Source organism: Gillisia sp. Hel_I_86 (assembly GCF_007827275.1).
Taxonomy (GTDB): Bacteria; Bacteroidota; Bacteroidia; order Flavobacteriales; family Flavobacteriaceae; genus Gillisia.
The window spans coordinates 2,178,280-2,198,055 of the sequence record NZ_VISE01000001.1 but is presented as its reverse complement, the minus strand read 5'-3'; the positions used below and the strand labels follow the sequence as shown (position 1 = coordinate 2,198,055).

The 19,776-nt window shown below is 37.1% G+C and carries 20 protein-coding genes; 10 read left to right on the top strand and 10 right to left on the bottom strand.

What is annotated here, in order from left to right:
* Window positions 1-326 precede the first annotated feature (326 nt).
* Entirely contained in the window at window positions 327-1,553 is a 1,227-nt protein-coding gene (locus tag JM83_RS09920) for an LVIVD repeat-containing protein (RefSeq protein WP_144961716.1), read from the bottom strand.
* Window positions 1,554-1,684: 131 nt separating this feature from the next.
* On the opposite strand from JM83_RS09920, the gene miaB reads away from it, so the two are divergent.
* The 7 genes from miaB (at window position 1,685) to groL (ending at window position 8,557) form a co-directional block, all read left to right on the top strand.
* Window positions 1,685-3,130: a tRNA (N6-isopentenyl adenosine(37)-C2)-methylthiotransferase MiaB gene (gene miaB / locus JM83_RS09915; protein WP_144961713.1), complete on the top strand. Its 1,446-nt coding sequence runs from the start codon at window positions 1,685-1,687 to the stop codon at window positions 3,128-3,130.
* A gap of 73 nt (window positions 3,131-3,203) precedes the next feature.
* Window positions 3,204-4,457: a sigma 54-interacting transcriptional regulator gene (locus JM83_RS09910; protein ID WP_144961711.1), complete on the top strand. Its 1,254-nt coding sequence runs from the start codon at window positions 3,204-3,206 to the stop codon at window positions 4,455-4,457.
* 186 nt (window positions 4,458-4,643) lie between these two features.
* Entirely contained in the window at window positions 4,644-5,153 is a 510-nt protein-coding gene (locus JM83_RS09905; protein ID WP_144961709.1) for an LptE family protein, read from the top strand.
* Complete coding sequence (locus tag JM83_RS09900) at window positions 5,153-6,028, top strand: hypothetical protein (protein WP_144961707.1); 876 nt, start codon at window positions 5,153-5,155, stop codon at window positions 6,026-6,028. The genes JM83_RS09905 and JM83_RS09900 overlap by 1 nt, the downstream gene beginning before the upstream one ends.
* On the top strand, window positions 6,025-6,372 hold the full coding sequence (secG, locus tag JM83_RS09895) for a preprotein translocase subunit SecG (RefSeq protein ID WP_144961705.1): 348 nt from the start codon (window positions 6,025-6,027) through the stop codon (window positions 6,370-6,372). Before JM83_RS09900 ends, secG begins: the two co-directional genes overlap by 4 nt.
* Window positions 6,373-6,515: 143 nt before the next feature.
* Window positions 6,516-6,791: a co-chaperone GroES gene (gene groES, locus JM83_RS09890; RefSeq protein WP_010228022.1), complete on the top strand. Its 276-nt coding sequence runs from the start codon at window positions 6,516-6,518 to the stop codon at window positions 6,789-6,791.
* Between the two features lie 128 nt (window positions 6,792-6,919).
* On the top strand, window positions 6,920-8,557 hold the full coding sequence (gene groL / locus JM83_RS09885) for a chaperonin GroEL (RefSeq protein ID WP_144961703.1): 1,638 nt from the start codon (window positions 6,920-6,922) through the stop codon (window positions 8,555-8,557).
* A 181-nt stretch (window positions 8,558-8,738) separates the two neighbouring features.
* Here the strand turns inward: groL and JM83_RS19455 are convergent, their stop codons facing one another.
* The 9 genes from JM83_RS19455 to JM83_RS09845 all read right to left on the bottom strand — a co-directional run bounded on the left by JM83_RS19455 (window position 8,739) and on the right by JM83_RS09845 (window position 17,333).
* Window positions 8,739-8,873, bottom strand: coding sequence for a hypothetical protein (locus JM83_RS19455; protein ID WP_261376426.1), 135 nt, complete (start codon window positions 8,871-8,873; stop codon window positions 8,739-8,741).
* Between the two features lie 80 nt (window positions 8,874-8,953).
* Window positions 8,954-10,186: an ATP-dependent Clp protease ATP-binding subunit ClpX gene (gene clpX / locus JM83_RS09880; protein ID WP_144961701.1), complete on the bottom strand. Its 1,233-nt coding sequence runs from the start codon at window positions 10,184-10,186 to the stop codon at window positions 8,954-8,956.
* Window positions 10,187-10,247: 61 nt separating this feature from the next.
* On the bottom strand, window positions 10,248-10,925 hold the full coding sequence (gene clpP / locus JM83_RS09875) for an ATP-dependent Clp endopeptidase proteolytic subunit ClpP (protein WP_144961699.1): 678 nt from the start codon (window positions 10,923-10,925) through the stop codon (window positions 10,248-10,250).
* 86 nt (window positions 10,926-11,011) lie between these two features.
* A complete protein-coding gene (gene tig, locus JM83_RS09870; protein WP_144961697.1) occupies window positions 11,012-12,334 on the bottom strand; it encodes a trigger factor in 1,323 nt (440 codons plus the stop codon).
* 86 nt (window positions 12,335-12,420) lie between these two features.
* Window positions 12,421-12,762 carry a phage holin family protein gene (locus tag JM83_RS09865; RefSeq protein WP_144961695.1) on the bottom strand — a complete coding sequence of 114 codons (342 nt, stop codon included), beginning with the start codon at window positions 12,760-12,762 and terminating at the stop codon, window positions 12,421-12,423.
* A 133-nt stretch (window positions 12,763-12,895) separates the two neighbouring features.
* The gene (locus JM83_RS09860; protein ID WP_144961693.1) at window positions 12,896-14,467 is read right to left on the bottom strand and encodes a G-D-S-L family lipolytic protein; all 1,572 of its coding nucleotides are present in this window, start codon (window positions 14,465-14,467) and stop codon (window positions 12,896-12,898) included.
* A 21-nt stretch (window positions 14,468-14,488) separates the two neighbouring features.
* Window positions 14,489-15,739 (bottom strand): OmpP1/FadL family transporter, encoded by a 1,251-nt coding sequence (locus tag JM83_RS09855; protein WP_144961692.1) that lies wholly within the window; start codon window positions 15,737-15,739, stop codon window positions 14,489-14,491.
* A 116-nt stretch (window positions 15,740-15,855) separates the two neighbouring features.
* Window positions 15,856-16,620 carry an alpha/beta fold hydrolase gene (locus JM83_RS09850; protein ID WP_144961690.1) on the bottom strand — a complete coding sequence of 255 codons (765 nt, stop codon included), beginning with the start codon at window positions 16,618-16,620 and terminating at the stop codon, window positions 15,856-15,858.
* Window positions 16,617-17,333 carry a pyridoxine 5'-phosphate synthase gene (locus JM83_RS09845; RefSeq protein ID WP_144961688.1) on the bottom strand — a complete coding sequence of 239 codons (717 nt, stop codon included), beginning with the start codon at window positions 17,331-17,333 and terminating at the stop codon, window positions 16,617-16,619. Before JM83_RS09845 ends, JM83_RS09850 begins: the two co-directional genes overlap by 4 nt.
* Before the next feature lie 91 nt (window positions 17,334-17,424).
* On the opposite strand from JM83_RS09845, the gene JM83_RS09840 reads away from it, so the two are divergent.
* From JM83_RS09840 to JM83_RS09830, 3 genes are all read left to right on the top strand, one after another.
* Window positions 17,425-18,081 carry a CBS domain-containing protein gene (locus tag JM83_RS09840; protein WP_144961686.1) on the top strand — a complete coding sequence of 219 codons (657 nt, stop codon included), beginning with the start codon at window positions 17,425-17,427 and terminating at the stop codon, window positions 18,079-18,081.
* Window positions 18,082-18,083: 2 nt separating this feature from the next.
* Window positions 18,084-18,968 carry an NAD kinase gene (locus JM83_RS09835; protein ID WP_144961684.1) on the top strand — a complete coding sequence of 295 codons (885 nt, stop codon included), beginning with the start codon at window positions 18,084-18,086 and terminating at the stop codon, window positions 18,966-18,968.
* A 100-nt stretch (window positions 18,969-19,068) separates the two neighbouring features.
* Window positions 19,069-19,776, top strand: coding sequence for a DUF6089 family protein (locus JM83_RS09830; RefSeq protein ID WP_144961682.1), 708 nt, complete (start codon window positions 19,069-19,071; stop codon window positions 19,774-19,776).

Here is a 19,776-nt window from a genome sequence, read left to right as displayed (position 1 = left end):
TGAAGGTTTATAATGGCTTTTTGAGGGTGTCACAAAATTGTGGACTTTTCAAAGTGCGCAACCTACATTAAATCAAGAACCACAGGGCAAGCCCACGAGGTATGAACTGGAAAATACTTTTAAAAATTCGAGACAAGCCTCGGGGAACTAAACCCTCAATGAGGGATTAAAATAAACCGGATAAAAAAATAGAGCATCAGTACAATACATTGTATTTCCCTTTACTTCCTCGACCGAGCCTAGCAATCGAGAGCAAAAATCAGTTTCGAATTCCTAGGAAGGTTAAACGGGAATCCAGAGGCAAGCTGCAGAAGCGAATATATAAATTATTCCAGGCTGAAAGTATTTATTAAAGTTATTGCTCCTCCTTTATAACTATATTGGCTAAGGACGTTGTTTCCAATCATGATCAAAACATTTTCCATCGGAATAACATCATAAGCGGTAAATTCCTCAAAATGATCTATCATATCCAATTCGGGAGACTTCGAGGTGTCGTAGATCTTTAGCCCAAATTCCCCATCACAAACAAATAGGCGATTATCCTTAACCCCAAGCCCATATGGACTTTCCATTTCATAAATCTGAAGGCTTTGAGGGTTCTTTTTATCTGAAACATCAATTATTTCCAGCTGGCTGAATTCCTGTCCACAAATATTTCCGCCACGAATAGTTACATACGCTAAATCATCTTGGACCACAACTGGGTCGCAACCATAAATATGTTGTATTTCGGAGGCATACACAGGTGTGCCCGGATTTTCGATATTATAAATATACAATCCTGTGGCGCTGCCCAAGTATAAATATCCTTCTTTGTTAAAGATGGTCTCAATTTGCCAGCCAACCTGTTCTTGGCTTGTAATGGTTGGAGATGTAGGATTACTAATATCAAAAACAGATAAATTATATTCTCCTACCACATATAAAAAATTATCTGATATGTTAAATCTCGCCATAGAACCCCCAGTACCAGAACCATCAAATTCAGAAAAATTTGGTTGGGGTTGCCCATTATAAACATCTGTTGGCACCTCCCTTTCTCTGGTTTCAATGGTGTATCCAATAACAATATCTTCATTGCTATTATAATTTGAGAAATCATACTCCTGCACATTTTCTGTAGGTCGTAAAAGTTCATCCTCAAAAACTTCTTCAACTCGGTCCTTCAGTTTAATATTATTAAGATCGCTAATATCAAATATAACCAGATCCATTTTGGAATTGGCATATAAAAGGTCACCCTTAATAGCAATATCTGTGTTTCCTGGAATGTTCAAAAATTTTAATTTAACAGGAGAAAAATTAGAATTATCAAGAATATGCACCCCTTTTCCATTATCGTTTACAAAAATGTAATCTTCATAAACATAAATTTTACCAGATTGCTCAATTTTTTTTGGATCATCTATGGAAATTGAAGCTCTAAAATCGGCCTTTGATTGTATAATGGGAATAGCAACATTATATTCTTCCATCAGGATTTCATCTTCTTCACAAGAGACAAAAATCATTGTAAACAGAGCTAATACGGGAAGTGTGAAATTTTTCATACTAATCAAACTTTATGGTTTCAATGTTTAGGCATATTAAAATAAAGATAAAAAAAATATCTGTCACTTTGTCATAATCGCTGTAAAAGCTATCTTTGCAAGCTAAATTACCCAATGGACACGATTGACATATGGAGAAGATCATAGATGAAAAATTACAGGGAAACACCCTTATTATAGAGCCGAAAGCCGAAAACAAGCGGAAGTTATTCATTGAGAGCTATGGCTGTGCAATGAATTTTAGCGATAGCGAAATTGTTGCTTCCATCCTGCAAAAAGAGGGTTTTAATACTACACAAAATCTTGAAGATGCAGATTTGGTTTTGGTAAATACCTGCTCTATTAGGGATAAAGCCGAACAAACCGTTCGAAAGCGCTTACAAAAATACAATGCCGTAAAAAGAATAAACCCTAAAATGAAAGTTGGGGTTCTAGGTTGTATGGCCGAGCGTTTAAAAAGCAAGTTTTTAGAAGAGGAAAAGATCGTGGATCTTGTAGTGGGACCAGATGCTTATAAAGATCTTCCAAATCTAATAAGTGAAGTAGAAGAGGGAAGAAATGCAGTGAATGTTATTCTTTCCAAAGATGAAACCTATGGAGATATTTCTCCTGTACGTTTACAAAGCAATGGAGTTTCTGCCTTGGTTTCTATAACCAGGGGTTGCGATAATATGTGTACTTTTTGTGTAGTGCCTTTTACGAGAGGACGCGAGAGAAGTCGGGACCCGCAAAGTATTTTGGAAGAAGTGAATGATCTGGCCAGTAAAGGTTTTAAGGAAATCACTCTTTTAGGACAAAATGTGGATAGTTACTTATGGTATGGCGGCGGACTAAAAAAAGATTTTAAGAATGCTTCTGAAATTGAAAAAGCAACTGCAACCAATTTTGCAAGCCTCTTAAAAATTGTTGCTGAAGCACATCCCAAATTACGCATTCGTTTTTCCACTTCCAATCCTCAGGACATGACGATGGATGTGATAGATATGATGGTGAAATATCCAAATATCTGCAAACATGTTCACTTACCGGTACAAAGCGGAAGCAATGCGGTATTGGAAAGAATGAACAGGTTGCATACAAGGGAAGAATATTTTACGCTTATAGATAACATCAGAAATAGAATCCCAGATTGTGCCATTTCTCAGGATATGATTGCAGGGTTTTGCGGGGAGACCGAAAAAGATCATCAAGATACTTTAACTTTAATGGAGCATGTAAAATACGATTTTGGTTATATGTATTCTTATTCTGAAAGGCCTGGAACCTTAGGGGCCAAGAAATTTGAAGATGATGTTCCAGAATATGTAAAACAGAGAAGACTTGCTGAAATTGTAAAACTTCAGCGAGAACATTCCCTTCTTAGAACACAAGGGTATGTTGGCAAAACAGTAGAAGTACTTATAGAAAGGGAGTCAAAAAAATCGGACCAGCAATGGAGTGGTAGAACCACCTATAATGCCGTAGCTGTATTTGACAAGGAAGATTATAAGATCGGGGATTTTGTAAATGTTGAGATCACCGACTGCACAAGTGGGACTTTAATTGGAAAACCTGTTGGATACAGTATTCATAATTAAGAGTTCGGAAAAATAAATTAGAAAACATAAAATTGTATCCTGGCGGAAGCCAAAAGCAATAGTCAAGAAATATATGGAATCAGTTCAAGCAATAAAACAGCGATTTGAGATCATAGGGAACGATCATGTACTCAATCGCGCAGTAGAAAAAGCAATCCAAGTAGCTCCCACGGATATTTCTGTGTTGGTTACAGGAGAAAGCGGAGTTGGAAAAGAAAGCATTCCTAAAATAATCCATTCCTTATCTCACAGAAAACACGGGAAATATATCGCGGTAAACTGTGGAGCAATTCCAGAGGGCACCATAGATAGCGAATTATTCGGGCACGAAAAAGGGGCTTTTACCGGTGCTACCCAAACCCGTAACGGTTATTTTGAAGTTGCCGATGGAGGAACTATTTTTTTAGATGAAGTAGGAGAACTTCCGTTAACCACTCAGGTACGATTACTTCGAGTGTTGGAAAATGGCGAGTTTATAAAAGTGGGATCTTCAAAAGTTCAAAAAACAAATGTTAGAATTGTAGCAGCTACAAACCTAAATATGTTCGATGCTATCAAAAAAGAAAAATTCAGGGAAGATCTATATTATAGATTAAGTACGGTAGAAATTAACCTTCCGCCTTTAAGGGACAGAAAAGATGACATCCATTTGTTGTTCAGGAAATTCGCTGCAGATTTCGCTATTAAATATAAGATGCCTACCATTCGGTTAGAAGATGATGCAGTAGAACTTATCCAGAAATATCAATGGGGTGGAAATATTCGTCAGTTGCGAAATGTGGCTGAACAAATTTCGGTCCTGGAACAGGAAAGAAATATCACTGCCTCTAAACTAAAAAGTTATTTGCCCAATATAGGCAGTAATTTACCGGCGGTTATTTCAGAAAAAAAGAAAGAAAGCGATTTTAGCAACGAACGGGAGATCTTGTACAAGGTGCTTTTTGACATGAAAAGCGATTTGAACGATCTAAAGAAACTCACCATGAAATTGATGGAAAGCGGGAATCTCAAGGATGCAAAAGATGAACATGAGGGGTTGATCCAAAAGATATACGGTGAGAATGACGATGAACAAGATATGGAAGATCTGGACGAGGAAGAACGAAGCATTTTACAGATCCCACAAAATTCTCCACAAGAAAAAGAAGATAAGTATTACTTTGCCGAAGAAATAGAAGAGGAAGAAACCCTTTCTTTACAAGACAAAGAATTGGAACTTATTAAAAAGTCTTTGGAAAGGCACAGCGGAAAAAGAAAAAGTGCTGCTGAAGAATTAGGTATTAGCGAACGGACACTTTATAGAAAAATTAAACAATATGATCTGTGAAGTAGTTGTGAGGAGTTAGTAGTTAGTAGTTAGTAGTTAGTAGTTAGTAGTTAATAAAATTATTTTGAATTTTGAATCTGGAATTTTGAACCGTAAATTATAAATCTTGAATCCTGAACTTTGAACTTTGAACTTTTGAACTTTGAACTTTGAACCTTGAACCTTGAACCTTGAACCCTTAATTTTATGTTTTATAAGAAACTGCTTTTTTTAATCTCCTGTGTCCTTTTGATAAGTTTGGCATCCTGTGGCTTATATTCGTTTACAGGGGCAGATACCGGAGCCGCTAAAACATTTCAGGTGAATTATTTTCAAAATACCGCAGATAGAGTGATACCGGGGATAGATAGAACATTTACCTTACAGCTTCAAGATCTTATTCAAGGGCAAACCAACCTAAGCCTAACAAATGAGGGCGGGGATCTTATTTATGAGGGAGAAATAATAGATTTTTATGAGGCACCTATTACGGCAACCGCACAAAATACCGCTGCTCAAAACAGGCTAACAATTACGGTAAACCTAAGATATTACAACACTTTGGAACCTGAAAAAGATATAGAAAGACGATTTTCTTTTTATTATGATTATCCAGCAAACGCATTGCTTACTGGTCCCACTTTGGACACTGCGTTAGATGAGGTTTATACAAGAATAACTCAGGATATTTTTAATGCAACGCTTACAAATTGGTAATGGATCCTAAAGAATTAACTTCCTTGTTTGAAAATTCTGCTTCTGTAAAAAATTCAGAAATAGCCGAATTGGAAATTATTCTAGAGAGATTTCCGTTTTTTCAGGCAGCAAGAGCGACGTATCTAAAAGGATTACATTCCATGGATAGTCCACGTTATAACTCTGAGTTAAAAAGAACAGCAGCACATACTTTAGATAGAAGTGTTTTATTCGACTTTATTACTTCTGCAAATTTTATTCAGGACAAGGTTGCATTGCAAATTAAGAATCAAGAAGAAAACTTAAGAAGTATTACGGTTTTTGAACCTGAAGAAGTTTTTGGAACTAAAAGTCTTGCGATAAACGAAGCTATAAAAATGAAGCAAATAGAATCGGACCAAGTGATGGATCCTTTTTTATTTGAAAAACCACAAGATCAGCCCTCTCTTGGGGCTCAAACAGAAAATGTTGCTGAAGAGGCTCCAATCAGTATTGGAAAACCTTTGGAATTCAATTCTCAAGAATCACATTCTTTTTCGGAGTGGCTGAGTTTAACCAGAGCAACTCCTATAGAAAGAGATACTCCCAAACAAAAAACAAAGTCTTCATTAAAATCCAGGAAATCTCAGCTTATCGATAATTTCATCTCGAAAAGTCCCAAGATAAAACCTAACAAACCTGCTACCAATTCCAATATAGCACTGGATAGGACCGTACCTCCCGAAGCTTTAATGACGGAAACTTTAGCAAGGGTTTATTTGGAACAAAAAAACTATAAAAAAGCAATTCAAGCTTTCAAGATTTTAAGTTTGAAAAATCCCGAAAAAAGTGGTTTCTTTGCAGACCAAATTCGGGCAATTAAGAAATTACAAGAAAATAATACAGGAAAAGAATGAGCACATTCACAATTTTTTTAGCATTGATAATCGTTGTAGCATTTTTGCTGGTAGTAGTAATTATGGTACAAAATCCTAAAGGCGGCGGACTTTCATCTTCATTTGGAGGTGGCGGAGGCCAACAAATTGGAGGAGTAAAGAAAACTGGGGACTTTTTGGATAAAAGTACGTGGACCCTTGCAACTTTAATGTTAGCCTTAATACTATTGTCTAACATTACTGTAATGGGCGGAGATGGAATCTCTGAATCCAGGGTAATCGATAATGATGGTACTATAGAAAATACAGTTCCAGAAGCTACACAAACTCCAGTTCAAACAGAACAAGAACCAGAGCAGGAATAAGCCTTCCCAATCATACAATATACAATGCCAGCTTGTCATAAGCTGGCATTTTTTGTTTCATAATGTCAGTATAACAGGCGTGGCATAATTTTGGTCATTTAGGCTCTGTACAAATAAATTAATTAACTAAAACACATTACATAATGGCTTTAAAAATTAAACCTCTTTCAGACAGAGTACTTATTGAGCCTGCTGCTGCCGAGACTCAAACAGCATCTGGTATTTATATTCCTGAAACCGCAAAAGAAAAACCGCAAAAAGGCAAAGTAGTTGCAGTTGGAAAAGGGACCAAAAAACATGACATGACCGTTAAGGTTGGTGATGAAGTACTTTATGGTAAATACTCTGGCACCGAATTAAAATTGGAAGGGAAAGATTATCTTATCATGAGAGAAGATGATATTCTTGCAATTGTGTAAACCCTTACACCTTTAAAATGCAACCTGCATTTTGAATTAAGAACCTAAAATTTATTAACTAAAATAGAATTTCGCTTTTATGCCCAACAAAGATAGGCAAGAAGTAAAATTTTCAAAAACTAAAAAGAATGGCAAAAGATATTAAATTTAACCTTGAAGCCCGCGACGGAATAAAGCGCGGAGTAGATGCTTTGGCAAATGCCGTAAAAGTTACTTTGGGACCAAAAGGTCGTAATGTGATTATTGGTAAATCATTTGGAGTACCTATGGTTACCAAAGATGGTGTAAGTGTTGCTAAAGAAATAGAATTAGAGGATGCTTTAGAGAATATGGGAGCTCAAATGGTCAAAGAAGTTGCTTCTAAAACCAATGATCTTGCCGGTGACGGTACAACTACTGCCACAGTTCTTGCACAAGCTATCGTAGCTGAAGGCCTTAAGAACGTTGCTGCAGGTGCAAACCCAATGGATCTTAAAAGAGGAATAGACAAAGCTGTCGAGGCCATTACTGAAGATCTTACGAAACAAGCAAAAGAAGTTGGAAACTCTTCAGAAAAAATAAAACAAGTAGCATCCATCTCTGCGAATAACGACGACCATATTGGTGAATTGATCGCTCAAGCTTTCCAAAAAGTTGGAAAAGATGGTGTGATCACTGTAGAAGAAGCTAAAGGAACAGATACTCATGTAGATGTTGTGGAAGGAATGCAATTCGATAGAGGATACCTTTCTCCATATTTTGTTACCAATAGTGAGAAAATGACTTCAGATCTTGAAGATCCATATATCTTATTATATGACAAAAAAATCTCGTCCATGAAAGACCTACTTCCTATCTTGGAACCGGTTGCTCAATCTGGAAAACCATTATTGATCATCGCTGAAGATGTAGATGGAGAAGCACTTGCTACTTTAGTAGTGAATAAACTTCGTGGATCTTTAAAGATCGCAGCAGTGAAGGCTCCAGGATTTGGGGATAGAAGAAAAGCAATGTTGGAAGACATCGCAATTTTAACTGGTGGTACTGTGATTTCTGAAGAAAGAGGTTTCTCTTTAGAAAATGCTACTATTGATATGTTAGGAACTGCTGAAAAAGTTGCTATAGATAAAGACAATACAACCTTAGTAAATGGAGCTGGAGATAATAAAGTTATTAAAGAGCGTGTTCAACAAATTAAAGCTCAAATAGAATCCACTACTTCAGATTACGACAAGGAAAAGCTTCAAGAACGCTTAGCTAAATTAGCTGGTGGAGTTGCTGTACTTTATGTAGGTGCCGCATCTGAAGTGGAAATGAAAGAGAAAAAAGACCGTGTAGACGATGCCTTAAATGCAACCCGTGCGGCTATTGAAGAAGGAATTGTTGCCGGTGGTGGTGTTGCTTTGGTAAGGGCCAAAAAAACTCTTGAGAGCTTAAAAGGTGAAAATGCAGACCAGATGACCGGGATTCAAATCGTGAACAAAGCGATAGAATCTCCTTTGCGTACCATTGTTGAAAATGCTGGTGGCGAAGGTGCCGTAGTGATCAACAAAGTATTGGAAGGCAAAAAAGATTTTGGTTACGATGCCAAAACCGATACGTATGTAGATATGCTAAAAGCAGGTATAATAGACCCTAAGAAAGTAACAAGGATCGCATTGGAAAATGCTGCTTCTGTTGCCGGAATGATCTTAACTACCGAATGTGCTTTGGTAGATATTAAGGAAGAAAACGCCGGTGGCGGAATGCCAGGTGGAATGGGTGGAGGTATGCCCGGAATGATGTAGGTGGCATTGCCATATTTATTATAAAACCCCCGCTTCAAATTTTGAAGCGGGGGTTTTATTTTACAAATATCCAGTTTTTGTCATATGTGGTTTTCGTCACCTTGAATTTATTTCAGGGTCTTTATTGTTATCTTCCTAAGCAATAAGAGATTCTGAAACAAGTTCAGAATGACGTTATTTATCATTTTAAAAAAGCTGAAAATAAGCCCTCTTTAAAATGCTCCCAATCTGATAAAATTTCACTTACAACCACAAAAACCACAATGAACACTAAGATCATTTTCCAATTCCATTGTTTTTTGTCTGATTCTTTCATGACTTCGATTTAAAATTAAAGATAATAAAAAAGCCATCTACAAAAATATGCAGATGGCTTTTAATAATTATAATTACCTCTTAAGAAACTGCTTTGAGTTTGCTTATAGTAGATTTATTCAATTTATCTTCGGCATATTCCCGGGTTACAATTAGTTCAGTTTCTTCGCCTTCCGGCATTTCGAACATTGCATCGGTTAAAATTGCTTCGCATAAAGATCTTAATCCGCGTGCTCCCAATTTATATTCCACAGCTTTCCCTACTATATAATTAAGGGCACCTTCTGTAATTTCAAAAGAAATATCGTCCATTTCAAACAATCTTTGATATTGCTTGATAATGGCATTTTTAGGCTCTGTGAGAATTGCCCTTAATGTTTCCTCATCTAAAGGATCCATATACGTTAACGCTGGCAAACGACCGATAATTTCAGGAATCAGTCCGTAATCTTTAAGGTCCTTCGGGATAATATATTTCAAGAGGTTGGTGCGTTCTATTTTATCTTCACTTTGAGAAGCGCTAAAACCAACAGCCTGCATGTTTAAACGCTTACTGATGTTTCTCTCGATCCCATCAAAAGCTCCACCTGCAATAAAAAGGATATTTTCAGTATCTACCTCGATAAATTTCTGGTCTGGATGTTTTCTTCCTCCTTTTGGTGGAACATTTACGGTGGTACCTTCCAATAACTTCAATAAAGCCTGTTGCACTCCTTCCCCAGAAACATCCCTGGTGATTGAAGGATTATCGCTTTTACGTGCGATCTTATCTATTTCATCTATAAAAACAATCCCGCGTTGTGCTTTTTCCACGTTGTAATCTGCTGCCTGCAAAAGCTTGGTTAGGATTCCTTCAACATCTTCTCCTACATAACCAGCTTCTGTTAAAACAGTGGCATCTACAATAGCCAACGGAACATTCAACATTTTAGAGATGGTTTTGGCCATTAAGGTTTTTCCTGTTCCGGTCTCCCCCACCATAATGATATTACTCTTTTGGATCTCAATATCATCATCTTTTTTAGGTTGCAATAATCTTTTGTAATGGTTATAAACCGCCACAGACATTACTTTTTTAGTTGCTTCTTGCCCAATGATGTATTCATCCAAAAATGCCTTTATCACCTTCGGCTTGCTAAGCATCAAATCTGATGACAACTCCTTTGCACCACCTTGTTTTGATTCTTCTAAAACAATCCCATGCGCCTGTTCGATACATTTATCGCAAATATGCGCATCCAAACCTGCAATCAGGAGATCGGTTTCTGGTTTTTTCCTTCCACAAAAGGAACATTCTAAATCGTCTTTCGCCATTTCTTTCAATTTCAATATTTTAAATACCGGTTTTAGAATATATAAAATATCCTAGATCATTCTATTTATCGCGGGTTAGCACTTCGTCTATCATTCCGTACTCTTTCGCACGATCTGCTTTCATCCAAAAATCCCTATCGCTATCTTCTTCGATTTTTTCATAAGATTGCCCACTATGCTTGGCAATAATATCATATAATTCCTTTTTTAAACTAAGGATCTCACGTGCTGTGATTTCTATATCGCTCGCTTGCCCCTGTGCACCGCCTAAAGGCTGGTGAATCATAACCCTGGAATGAGGCAATCCACTGCGTTTTCCTTTTTCTCCTGCACATAACAGCACTGCTCCCATAGAAGCCGCCATTCCAGTACATATAGTTGCCACATCTGGTTTAATAAATTGCATCGTATCATAAATCCCTAACCCGGCATACACACTTCCTCCCGGGGAGTTAATATATATCTGGATATCCTTGGAAGAATCTGTACTTTCCAAAAACAACAATTGTGCTTGGATAATATTAGCGATCTGATCGTTGATGCCAGTCCCTAAAAAGATGATCCTATCCATCATTAACCTAGAAAAAACGTCCATTGCCACAGCATTCATTTGGCGTTCTTCAATAATATTTGGGGTCATCCCCATTGGGTTCATACTCGTGATAATCTTATCGTAATAGTTCCCGTTGATGCCATGATCTTTAATGGCGTATTTTTCGAATTCTTTTCCGTAATCCATAGCTCTTTTTATTCTCTATTTAAGTAAATAAGGCGTTATACCCATTGGTTTAACGCCTTAAAGATATGTATAAATTTCAAGAAAGTCTACTTGTAGATTTCTTTAACAAAGTCGTCGTAAGTAACCTCTTTTTCTACTAAATTGATGTTTTCTTTATAGAATGCCAACAGTTTTTCATTCATTAATTGCTCGGATAAACGTTTGATCTCATCCTGATTTGAAAGCACGCGCGCAGCGATATCATTCAATTCCTTTTCTGAAGGATCCATTTGTCCAAATTGAGCCATTTGCTCTTTGATCCTTGCAGTAGTGAATTCTTTAAGATCTTCGAATTTAACGTCCAATTGGTTCTCACGGATCAATTTTCCTTCAATCAATTGAAATCTTAAACCTTGCTCGCTCTTTGTAAACTCTTCTTTAGCCTCTTCTTCTGTTAATGGCTTTTCTCCTACTGTGCGAATCCATTTCTGAAGAAATTCTTTTGGAAGATCAAATTTGTTGTTCTCTATTAAAGCTTCAGTAACATCATTTAATAATTGCTGATCTCCTTGTTGTTGAAATTGTTTTGCAGCATCTTCTTTGATCTTTTCTTTAAGATCCTCCACATTCTTCACTGCTGAATCTGGAAAAAGCTTGTCGAACAATTCTTGATTAAGTTCTGCAGGTTCCTGATGATTAATTTCAGTAACGGTAAGAGTCACTTCAATATCCAAATCATGAATCCTATCATGTTCCACATTCAGCACTTTCTCTAATTGATGATCATCCTCAAAAAGGCCTTTGGTTTTCAACGTAATTACATCCCCTTTTTTTGCTCCCACCAATTTGTTGATGTTCTTTTTTCCTTTTAATTGGTCCAAAGAAAGAGTTCCTGGATTATCTATGTTCTCTTCTTCATTTATAAAAGTTCCCGCTACAACATCCCCTTCTTCAGCGACCTCTTTGGAAACCAATTTCCCATATTGTTTTTGGATATGGGTGATCTGGTTTTTGATCATCTCTTCTCCTGCCACAATTTTGTAATGAGTAATAGGTTTTTTAGTCTTTAAATTCACATCGAATTGCGGAGTTAACCCCAATTCGAATTCAAAACTGTAATTATCCTGATTCCAGTTAAAATTCTCTTTTTCCTTCGGTAACGGATTGCCAAGAACATCCAACTTTTCTTCAGTTAAGTATTTATTTAAAGCGTCTTGCAATAATTTATTCACCTCATCTACCAATACAGCCTGACCATATTGCTTTTTCACCATCCCCATTGGAACATGACCTTTTCTAAATCCAGGGATATTCGCGTTCTTTTTGTAATCTTTTAAGATCTTATCTACTTTTTCAATGTAGTCGTCTTTCGCGATATCTACTTTTACTATCGCATTCAATTCATCAATATTCTCTCTGGTAATATTCATTGTAACGTGTTATAAAAATTGGTGTGCAAAAATACACATTTTTCGATTGTTCACAAAGTTTCAAACTGCTGTATTTCAGCAGTCTTCTAATCTGATCCCAATATAGAATACAGTATCGTTTGCAAAAGCGAGAGCAGCAGGCTAAATATAAGTGCAATTAAGAACCCATCTACTCCAAATCCGCTTACAAATGCATCTGCCAACAAGATTATTACGGCATTGATGACCAACAAAAACAAGCCTAAAGTAATAACGGTAACAGGCAAAGTTAAAATAACCAGGATTGGCTTCACTATTAAATTAAGGAGTGCCAAAACCACTGCAACAATAATGGCAGTGACATATCCGGCAACTGTGACTCCCGGTAAAAATTTTGCGAGCAAGACCACCGCCACCGCGGTTAAAAGAATGCGTATTAGGAACTTCATGGATTTAAATTTTTTTTGATTGATTATCTCACAAAAATGCAAAAAAAACGCCGGAATAAATCCGGCGTCTTGGTTTTTATGATATAATTAATATCACTTCTTACTCATAAGAGCCGAATGGTATTAAAATATCCTATTGAACATCATTGCTTAAAGTAACAGTCCCGTAGGCCCCAATATTTACTTTGGGAACGGTAGAATTATAAGTGGCATTAATAGCATCCAAAATTGTGTTTGCCACCAACGCATAACCTCTTGGCGTAGGGTGCACACCATCTAAAGAGAATGCCCCACCTTGAACAAATTGAGAAGTTAAAACTCCCCCGTCAAAAGGAATCCCACCATTCGCTACTTCCGATAAGGTAGCTTTTGCATCTACAAAAGCCAAACCATTAGCTTGGGCCAAAGCTTTAATCGTTGCATTATAACTAGCTTGTGCAGTAGAAATCGCAGTTAATTCATCTTTATCCAGTGCATCTTTATCGTCCACTCCACTCACAGCATCTAAAACCAACTGAGCTTGTTCTGGTGTTGGTTGCCCTCCTGTTTGAAGGATCCCCAATACTTGCAAAACTTCTGGAGATAGAACTACAGAACCATATCCCTGTGCCAAAGCTCCTTGATCTATAGTAAGCACCAATAATTCATCGGCTGTCATTTGTCTAAATCCTAAGGGATTGGTTTGTGAAACCGGCACATCTATTAAAAACCTGTTTGGGCCTTCATTAAATGTAAGTGCATATTGAGCTGCTAAACCTTGTGCCACTGCCGGATCTAAACCTTGCTGAATCGCTCCTTGAGCAAAAATCCCCGCCACTGCCTGAAAGAATCCTGTTAAGTTTGCTGCAGTTGCAGCATCTAAAACCAATGCATTATTTGGAATGGTTGTGAAAAACGGAATAGAAGTTACATCTGGCAAATTCACCAAAACACCATCTGCTCCTGTTCCCACCATGGTATTTACAATCGTAGAATATACTTGGGCAAAAACCTGTGGGTCTGTAATGTCATTTGGTCCATACATGCTAGGATCTAAATTCCCTGTTTGATCTAATCCAACCCCGCCAGATGTGGCAAAACTAAGTACATCATTATTTCCTATAAAAACTGAAAAGAATGTTGGATTTTGAGCAGCAGCATCTGCCAAAATAGTTGTGCTGGGGCTTGTGGCAAATCTCACAAAATAAGGGTTTGCAGTACCTACGGCTGGGTCAACTCCCACAATATCTCCATAGCCAGAAGCTACCAAATGAAAAATCTTTGCTCCCGGAACCCCCATATTGTTAAACGGGCCAGCCAATACGTTTACAATATCTGTAGAAGGCTGCATTCCTGTATAAATTTTTGGAGCTGGGGTTCCATCTGTACCAAAAGCCAAAACTCTTCTATTGTCCGTAATTTGATTTCCAGCTAGTAGTAATCCACCAGCATTGTCATTCATCAAAGGCTGTGTAAACAACTGTGTTTCCTGAACTTTGGCAAATTGTTGCGCCATGATGTTAGGATACGAATTTTCCTGTCCTGTTATATATAGTGCAGCATCTGCATATCCTGCGGTAAGCGAATTTCCTAAGGCAACGTAATTGGAAAAGTCGGTTTCTCCATTGGAATAAAATCCAACTTCATCTACAGGATTATCTAATTCCGGCTCGCAAGAAATAACTCCCAACGCCAGAAATGGTAAATATTTTATATAATTTTTCATTTTAATATCTGGTTTAATCGATTATAATTTATAAGTTATCCCTATTCCTGGTACAAATGCACTAGACTTGTAGGTTCCAGAAAACGGAACAGCTTGTCCATTTTCAAAGTAAAAATCATAAGACGCATCTACCTCTTTAAATCGAGAATATAAGAATGAGGCATCAATTGCGAAATGCTCATTTACATTTACTGAAAGACCACCTGTAAAGTTGTTGGAATCATTACGAGGAGTTTCTGGAGCAAAATATCCTTCTTGCACAGGAGATTCATCAAAATAATATCCAGCTCTTAAAGTAAACATGTTATTCGCTTCATATTGAAGACCAAATCTATAGATGGAAGAATCCTCATACATTCTAGCATTTTGAGAATCTGGAATATTTGGGTTTGCAAAATTGATATCTAAAGATTCATAAACACTCCAAAACGTCATGTTATAATCGAATGCAAAAAGCCATTTATCAAAAAATTCATAAGATAGACCCACGGTAAGTTCAGCAGGTAAAGGAAGTTCAGCATCAAATTGCGTGTCTTCAAATGGAGTTAAAGGCGAATTTGGGATATTCTCAAAATCTGCATCCCCATCTTTAGCTTCCAAAATAATTTCGGACCTATAGTTAAAACCAATTCTTAAATCATCGGTTGGAGAGAACATGGCACTAGCGGACCATCCCCAGTTGGAAACACCAGAAGCATCTATAGTAACATTGGATCTATTTCCATCAATATCGGTTAGTGTTCTAGTTAGATTTCTATTGAAATTCACACTTCCTGTTACATATATTGGCCCGCCGCCGACACTAAAATATTCATTAAATTTAAACGACAACAAAGGCTGGATGTAAATAGCGGCAAGATCTATGTTATTAACCAAATGTGAACCTGCCCAATCATCTTCCCATGTCACAGTACTCCCGTAAGGCGTATATACACTAAGCCCGGCAGTTAACCAATCGGTTACTTTATAAGAAGCGTATAAATACAATGGTGTCCCAACAGGGCTATCTGTTCTGGCAAAATCACCTGTTTGCTCATTTTGATATACCACATCTGAAAACACACCGAAACCACCTACAGAAATATTGATTTTATTCTCTAAATAGACTAAACCAGCTGGGTTAAAAAACCCAAGTTCTGCACTGTTCACAACTGCTACGCCGGTATGTCCCATCGCCAAGGCACGTTGCCCTTGCAAACTAACACGATACCCTCCGGCATAGGTCACAGCGGCAGTCAATAAGAAAACCGCTAAAAATAATAGTTTTTTCATAATTCAATTGGGGTTAATTTATTTTTTTTATGGATACTCCAAAAGTAGCATTATTTATAAATAGCGCAAAAAATTTAGGTGATTTATTATGCGTACATAATAAATTTAACATAAAACTACAGAAACTGCAATACAGCATCATAAAATTCATCCATTTTTTCAGCATGTACCCAATGCCCTGCACCTTTTATTGTCCGTATTTTTGCATTTGGAAAGTGTTGAAAGATTAATGGTTGATCTTCTTCGGTAATATAGCCCGAGTTTCCCCCTCTTATAAATAATGTGGGCTTATCAAACCTTATGTTTTCTGAAAGGGCCATTCCAATATCGTTGGTTGCATTTGCCAAAACAGGTAGGTTCAATCTTAACGCAAGCTTTTCCTTGGTTTTCCAATAAAGGTTTTTCAACAAAAAAAGGCGGGTCCCTTTATCTGGAACAAATTTGGCCAAAAAGTCCTCTGCCTTTCCCCTAGAGGTAATGACTTCATTATCTAACGCTTTTAGTCCGGCTAAAATCTCTTGATGATGAGGCGGATAATATCTTGGAGAAATATCGACAATTATAAGTTTTTGTAGCAGCCCTGGAAAATCACCAGCAAATTGCATCGCCACTTTTCCGCCCATGGAATGCCCCAATAAGATGATATTCCTTAAATCATTTTCTTCGCAATAATCTTTAATATCTTGGGACATTACTTCATAATTCATTTCTGAAGTATGAGGGCTTCTCCCATGATTTCTCTGATCTATTAAATGAACCTGAAACCCATTTTCTGCAAACCTGCTTCCAAGGGTTTTCCAGTTATCGCTCATTCCTAAAAATCCGTGGAGAAACAAGAATGGGGTTCCTTCTCCCATAGCGGTAGCATTTAATTTTATCATCCTTTTAATAAATTTAGATACCTTTTAATTGTAGCTTCTAAACCAAAATACAAAGATTCGGTAATTAGCGCATGGCCAATGGACACCTCCAGTAAACCAGGAACTTTCTGCTTGAAATATTGAATGTTTTGTAAGGAAAGATCATGACCTGCATTTAAACCAAGATCCATTTCAATAGCCATATTCGCGCAATCTGTATAAATTTTTACAGCATCTTTATTTCCTTTTCCAAACGCTTCGGCATAGGCTTCGGTATACAATTCTATTCTATCTGTGCCCGTATTGGCAGCATGCTCCACCATCTTCACGTTAGGATCAACAAAAATGGAAGTTCTAATATTGTTCCTTTTGAATTCTGAAATCACTTCTTTCAAAAAGTCTTTATGCTTAACCGTATCCCAACCCGCATTAGAGGTGATAGCATCTACGGCATCTGGCACCAAGGTTACCTGGGCAGGCTTCGCTCTTAAAACCAGGTCTATAAATTTAGGGATTGGGTTACCTTCTATATTGAATTCCGTTTTCACCACAGGCTTAAGATCAAAAACGTCTTGATATCTGATGTGGCGCTCGTCTGGCCTAGGATGAACCGTGATTCCTTGAGCTCCAAAGGACTCTATGTCTTTTGTGAATTGAACCAAATCTGGAACATTCCCACCCCTTGCATTTCTTAGTGTGGCAATTTTATTGATATTTACACTTAATTGGGTCATTGTATTTAGCTTTGAATTAACAAAAATACAAAGATGGAGATGCCTTATTGAATATAATTTTAATTAATTTGCATTAAAATGAAGAGGAGTTATGAGTATTGAAAGTTATATAGTTAATGACATGGAAATCTGCCAGGTAACTGAAAAAATAGGGGGTTTAAAGAAAAAATTCAATGAACTTACCTATTCTCATTTGCCTGTTGGAAAGGACAAGGTTTATCTAGGATGCATCTCTGAAAATGATGTGCGTTGTTTTGATGCGGAAAAAACCCTGGCCGATTATCAATATGCGCTAGAAGGATTCTACGCAAGAGAATCGGATAATTGGCTGGATACTTTAGAAACATTTGCTCAAAACCAGACCAATATTCTACCTGTTTTAGGTTCAGAAAACCAATATCTGGGCTATTTGGAACTTACTGATATTTTGCATCAATTCAACGAAACTCCATTTCTTAACGAACCTGGGGGAATACTTGTTTTGGAGAAAGGAAGTTTAGATTATTCTTTTAGTGAAATAGCACAGATCATCGAGTCCCAGAACGCACGTGTGTTAGGAATGTTTGTATCCTCCCAGGAGAATGACCTTACCCGAATCACCATTAAAGTAAACTCCCCTGGCTTAAATGAAATCTTACAAACACTTAGAAGGTACGGGTATTCAATTATTTCTGACCATCAAGAAGACCTTTATAACAAGAATTTAAAAGAGCGCTCCAGATATTTGGACAAGTACCTTAATATATAAAAATGAAAGTAGGCATTTATGGTCAGTTTTATCACAAAGATTCTGGCATTTATATAAAAGAACTTTTTGACATTCTTGACGATGAAAATATTGAAGTTTATATTGAAAAAAACTTTCTCTATCTTATTCACGAGCATAAAATCCTAAGTAAAGAATACAATCATTTCAGCACCTTTAACGAATTGGATAATTCCTACGATCTTTTCTTTAGCATAGGTGGGGATGGCACTATTCTTAAATCCATCAATTATATTCGGGACCTCAATATCCCCATTTTAGGAATTAATACGGGAAGGCTTGGCTTTCTTGCTACCATTCAAAAGGAAGAAATAAAAAGAAGCATTTCCTCCATACTTCATAAAAAATATGAGATCTCAGAAAGAACGGTCCTTTCTATAGAGACAAATCCTATAAGTGAAGAAATTGGCGATACCAATTTTGCATTGAATGAAATTGCCGTGAGCAGGAAAAATACCACCTCCATGATCACGGTGGAAACATGGTTAAATGATAAATATTTAACTTCGTACTGGGCAGATGGATTAATAGTTTCTACTCCTACAGGGTCTACGGGATACTCCCTAAGTTGTGGGGGACCGGTGATTGTACCAGATACCAAAGCTTTGGTAATAACCCCAATTGCACCGCATAATTTGAACGCAAGGCCTTTAGTAATAACCGATGATACCAAAATAACCCTTAAAATATCGGGAAGGGAAGACTTTTTTCTAGTTTCTATGGATTCCCGAATTGCAACCCTAAGCAATAATACAGAGATTACTATTAAAATTGCTCCCTTTACAATTAGCATGGTAGAAATAGAGAAAGACAGTTTTCTTGAAACCCTTAGAAAAAAACTTTTATGGGGCGAAGACAAACGCAACTAAGCAATAAAACCTTGCAATATTTGTTTATAAGCATATACAAAAACGGCTAAATTATTGCAGGGCAAACAATATTGTTATATTTGCAAACTTTTGAAAACCTATGAGGCATCTAGTATTACTAATTATTTTGTTTGCTTTCTCCAAATCTTCTGTTTCCCAAACCTTCGAAATAGGCCCATTTATTGGAGGTGCCAATTATATAGGAGATGTAGGAAAATCGTCTTTTGTGAACCCTAATACTGTTGTTGGTGGAGCGATTGCAAAATGGAACAGGAGTGATCGACATAGCCTTAGGTTCACTTTGCTATATGCCCAAATTCAAGCAGATGATGCCAAATCCAACGAGGTAAGAAGACAGGAAAGGGGCTATAGTTTCACCAATCATATTGCAGAGGCTTCCTTTGGATTGGAGTTTAATTTTTACTCTTTCGATCTTCATGATGGCGGCCAACAAAGCACCCCCTACCTTTATACAGGAATCACGTACTTTAACACAAAACATCATTATTTAAGTGAAGACCTTCCGTTCCCAGGCGTCTTGGAGCCACAAGGGGACAACTGGAGCTTTGCCATCCCGGTGATTTTTGGCTACAAACAAACACTAACCCCAAAAATTATCGGGGCCATAGAAATAGGGGCGAGATACACCTTTACCGATAATATTGATGGCAGTAATCCACAGGAATTACTGGGAAGAAGAAACCCTCCTAGAGAATTTGGTAACACAAATACCAATGACTGGTATGTATTTTCGGGTGTAACGTTTACCTTTACATTTGGAAAAAAACCTTGTTACTGTAATATATAG

Excerpts from the sequence above, each read along its gene's own strand:
- secG (WP_144961705.1), top strand. The coding sequence starts at position 6,025 with ATGAGCACATTCACAATTTTTTTAGCATTGATAATCGTTGTAGCATTT.
- JM83_RS09865 (WP_144961695.1), bottom strand. The coding sequence starts at position 12,762 with ATGAAGTTCCTAATACGCATTCTTTTAACCGCGGTGGCGGTGGTCTTG.
- JM83_RS09905 (WP_144961709.1), top strand. The coding sequence starts at position 4,644 with ATGTTTTATAAGAAACTGCTTTTTTTAATCTCCTGTGTCCTTTTGATA.
- clpP (WP_144961699.1), bottom strand. The coding sequence starts at position 10,925 with ATGGATTACGGAAAAGAATTCGAAAAATACGCCATTAAAGATCATGGC.
- clpX (WP_144961701.1), bottom strand. The coding sequence starts at position 10,186 with ATGGCGAAAGACGATTTAGAATGTTCCTTTTGTGGAAGGAAAAAACCA.
- JM83_RS09845 (WP_144961688.1), bottom strand. The coding sequence starts at position 17,333 with ATGACCCAATTAAGTGTAAATATCAATAAAATTGCCACACTAAGAAAT.
- JM83_RS09860 (WP_144961693.1), bottom strand. The coding sequence starts at position 14,467 with ATGAAAAATTATATAAAATATTTACCATTTCTGGCGTTGGGAGTTATT.
- JM83_RS19455 (WP_261376426.1), bottom strand. The coding sequence starts at position 8,873 with ATGAAAGAATCAGACAAAAAACAATGGAATTGGAAAATGATCTTAGTG.
- JM83_RS09855 (WP_144961692.1), bottom strand. The coding sequence starts at position 15,739 with ATGAAAAAACTATTATTTTTAGCGGTTTTCTTATTGACTGCCGCTGTG.
- JM83_RS09840 (WP_144961686.1), top strand. The coding sequence starts at position 17,425 with ATGAGTATTGAAAGTTATATAGTTAATGACATGGAAATCTGCCAGGTA.
- tig (WP_144961697.1), bottom strand. The coding sequence starts at position 12,334 with ATGAATATTACCAGAGAGAATATTGATGAATTGAATGCGATAGTAAAA.
- JM83_RS09910 (WP_144961711.1), top strand. The coding sequence starts at position 3,204 with ATGGAATCAGTTCAAGCAATAAAACAGCGATTTGAGATCATAGGGAAC.
- JM83_RS09830 (WP_144961682.1), top strand. The coding sequence starts at position 19,069 with ATGAGGCATCTAGTATTACTAATTATTTTGTTTGCTTTCTCCAAATCT.
- JM83_RS09835 (WP_144961684.1), top strand. The coding sequence starts at position 18,084 with ATGAAAGTAGGCATTTATGGTCAGTTTTATCACAAAGATTCTGGCATT.
- groL (WP_144961703.1), top strand. The coding sequence starts at position 6,920 with ATGGCAAAAGATATTAAATTTAACCTTGAAGCCCGCGACGGAATAAAG.
- JM83_RS09900 (WP_144961707.1), top strand. The coding sequence starts at position 5,153 with ATGGATCCTAAAGAATTAACTTCCTTGTTTGAAAATTCTGCTTCTGTA.
- JM83_RS09850 (WP_144961690.1), bottom strand. The coding sequence starts at position 16,620 with ATGATAAAATTAAATGCTACCGCTATGGGAGAAGGAACCCCATTCTTG.
- groES (WP_010228022.1), top strand. The coding sequence starts at position 6,516 with ATGGCTTTAAAAATTAAACCTCTTTCAGACAGAGTACTTATTGAGCCT.
- miaB (WP_144961713.1), top strand. The coding sequence starts at position 1,685 with ATGGAGAAGATCATAGATGAAAAATTACAGGGAAACACCCTTATTATA.
- JM83_RS09920 (WP_144961716.1), bottom strand. The coding sequence starts at position 1,553 with ATGAAAAATTTCACACTTCCCGTATTAGCTCTGTTTACAATGATTTTT.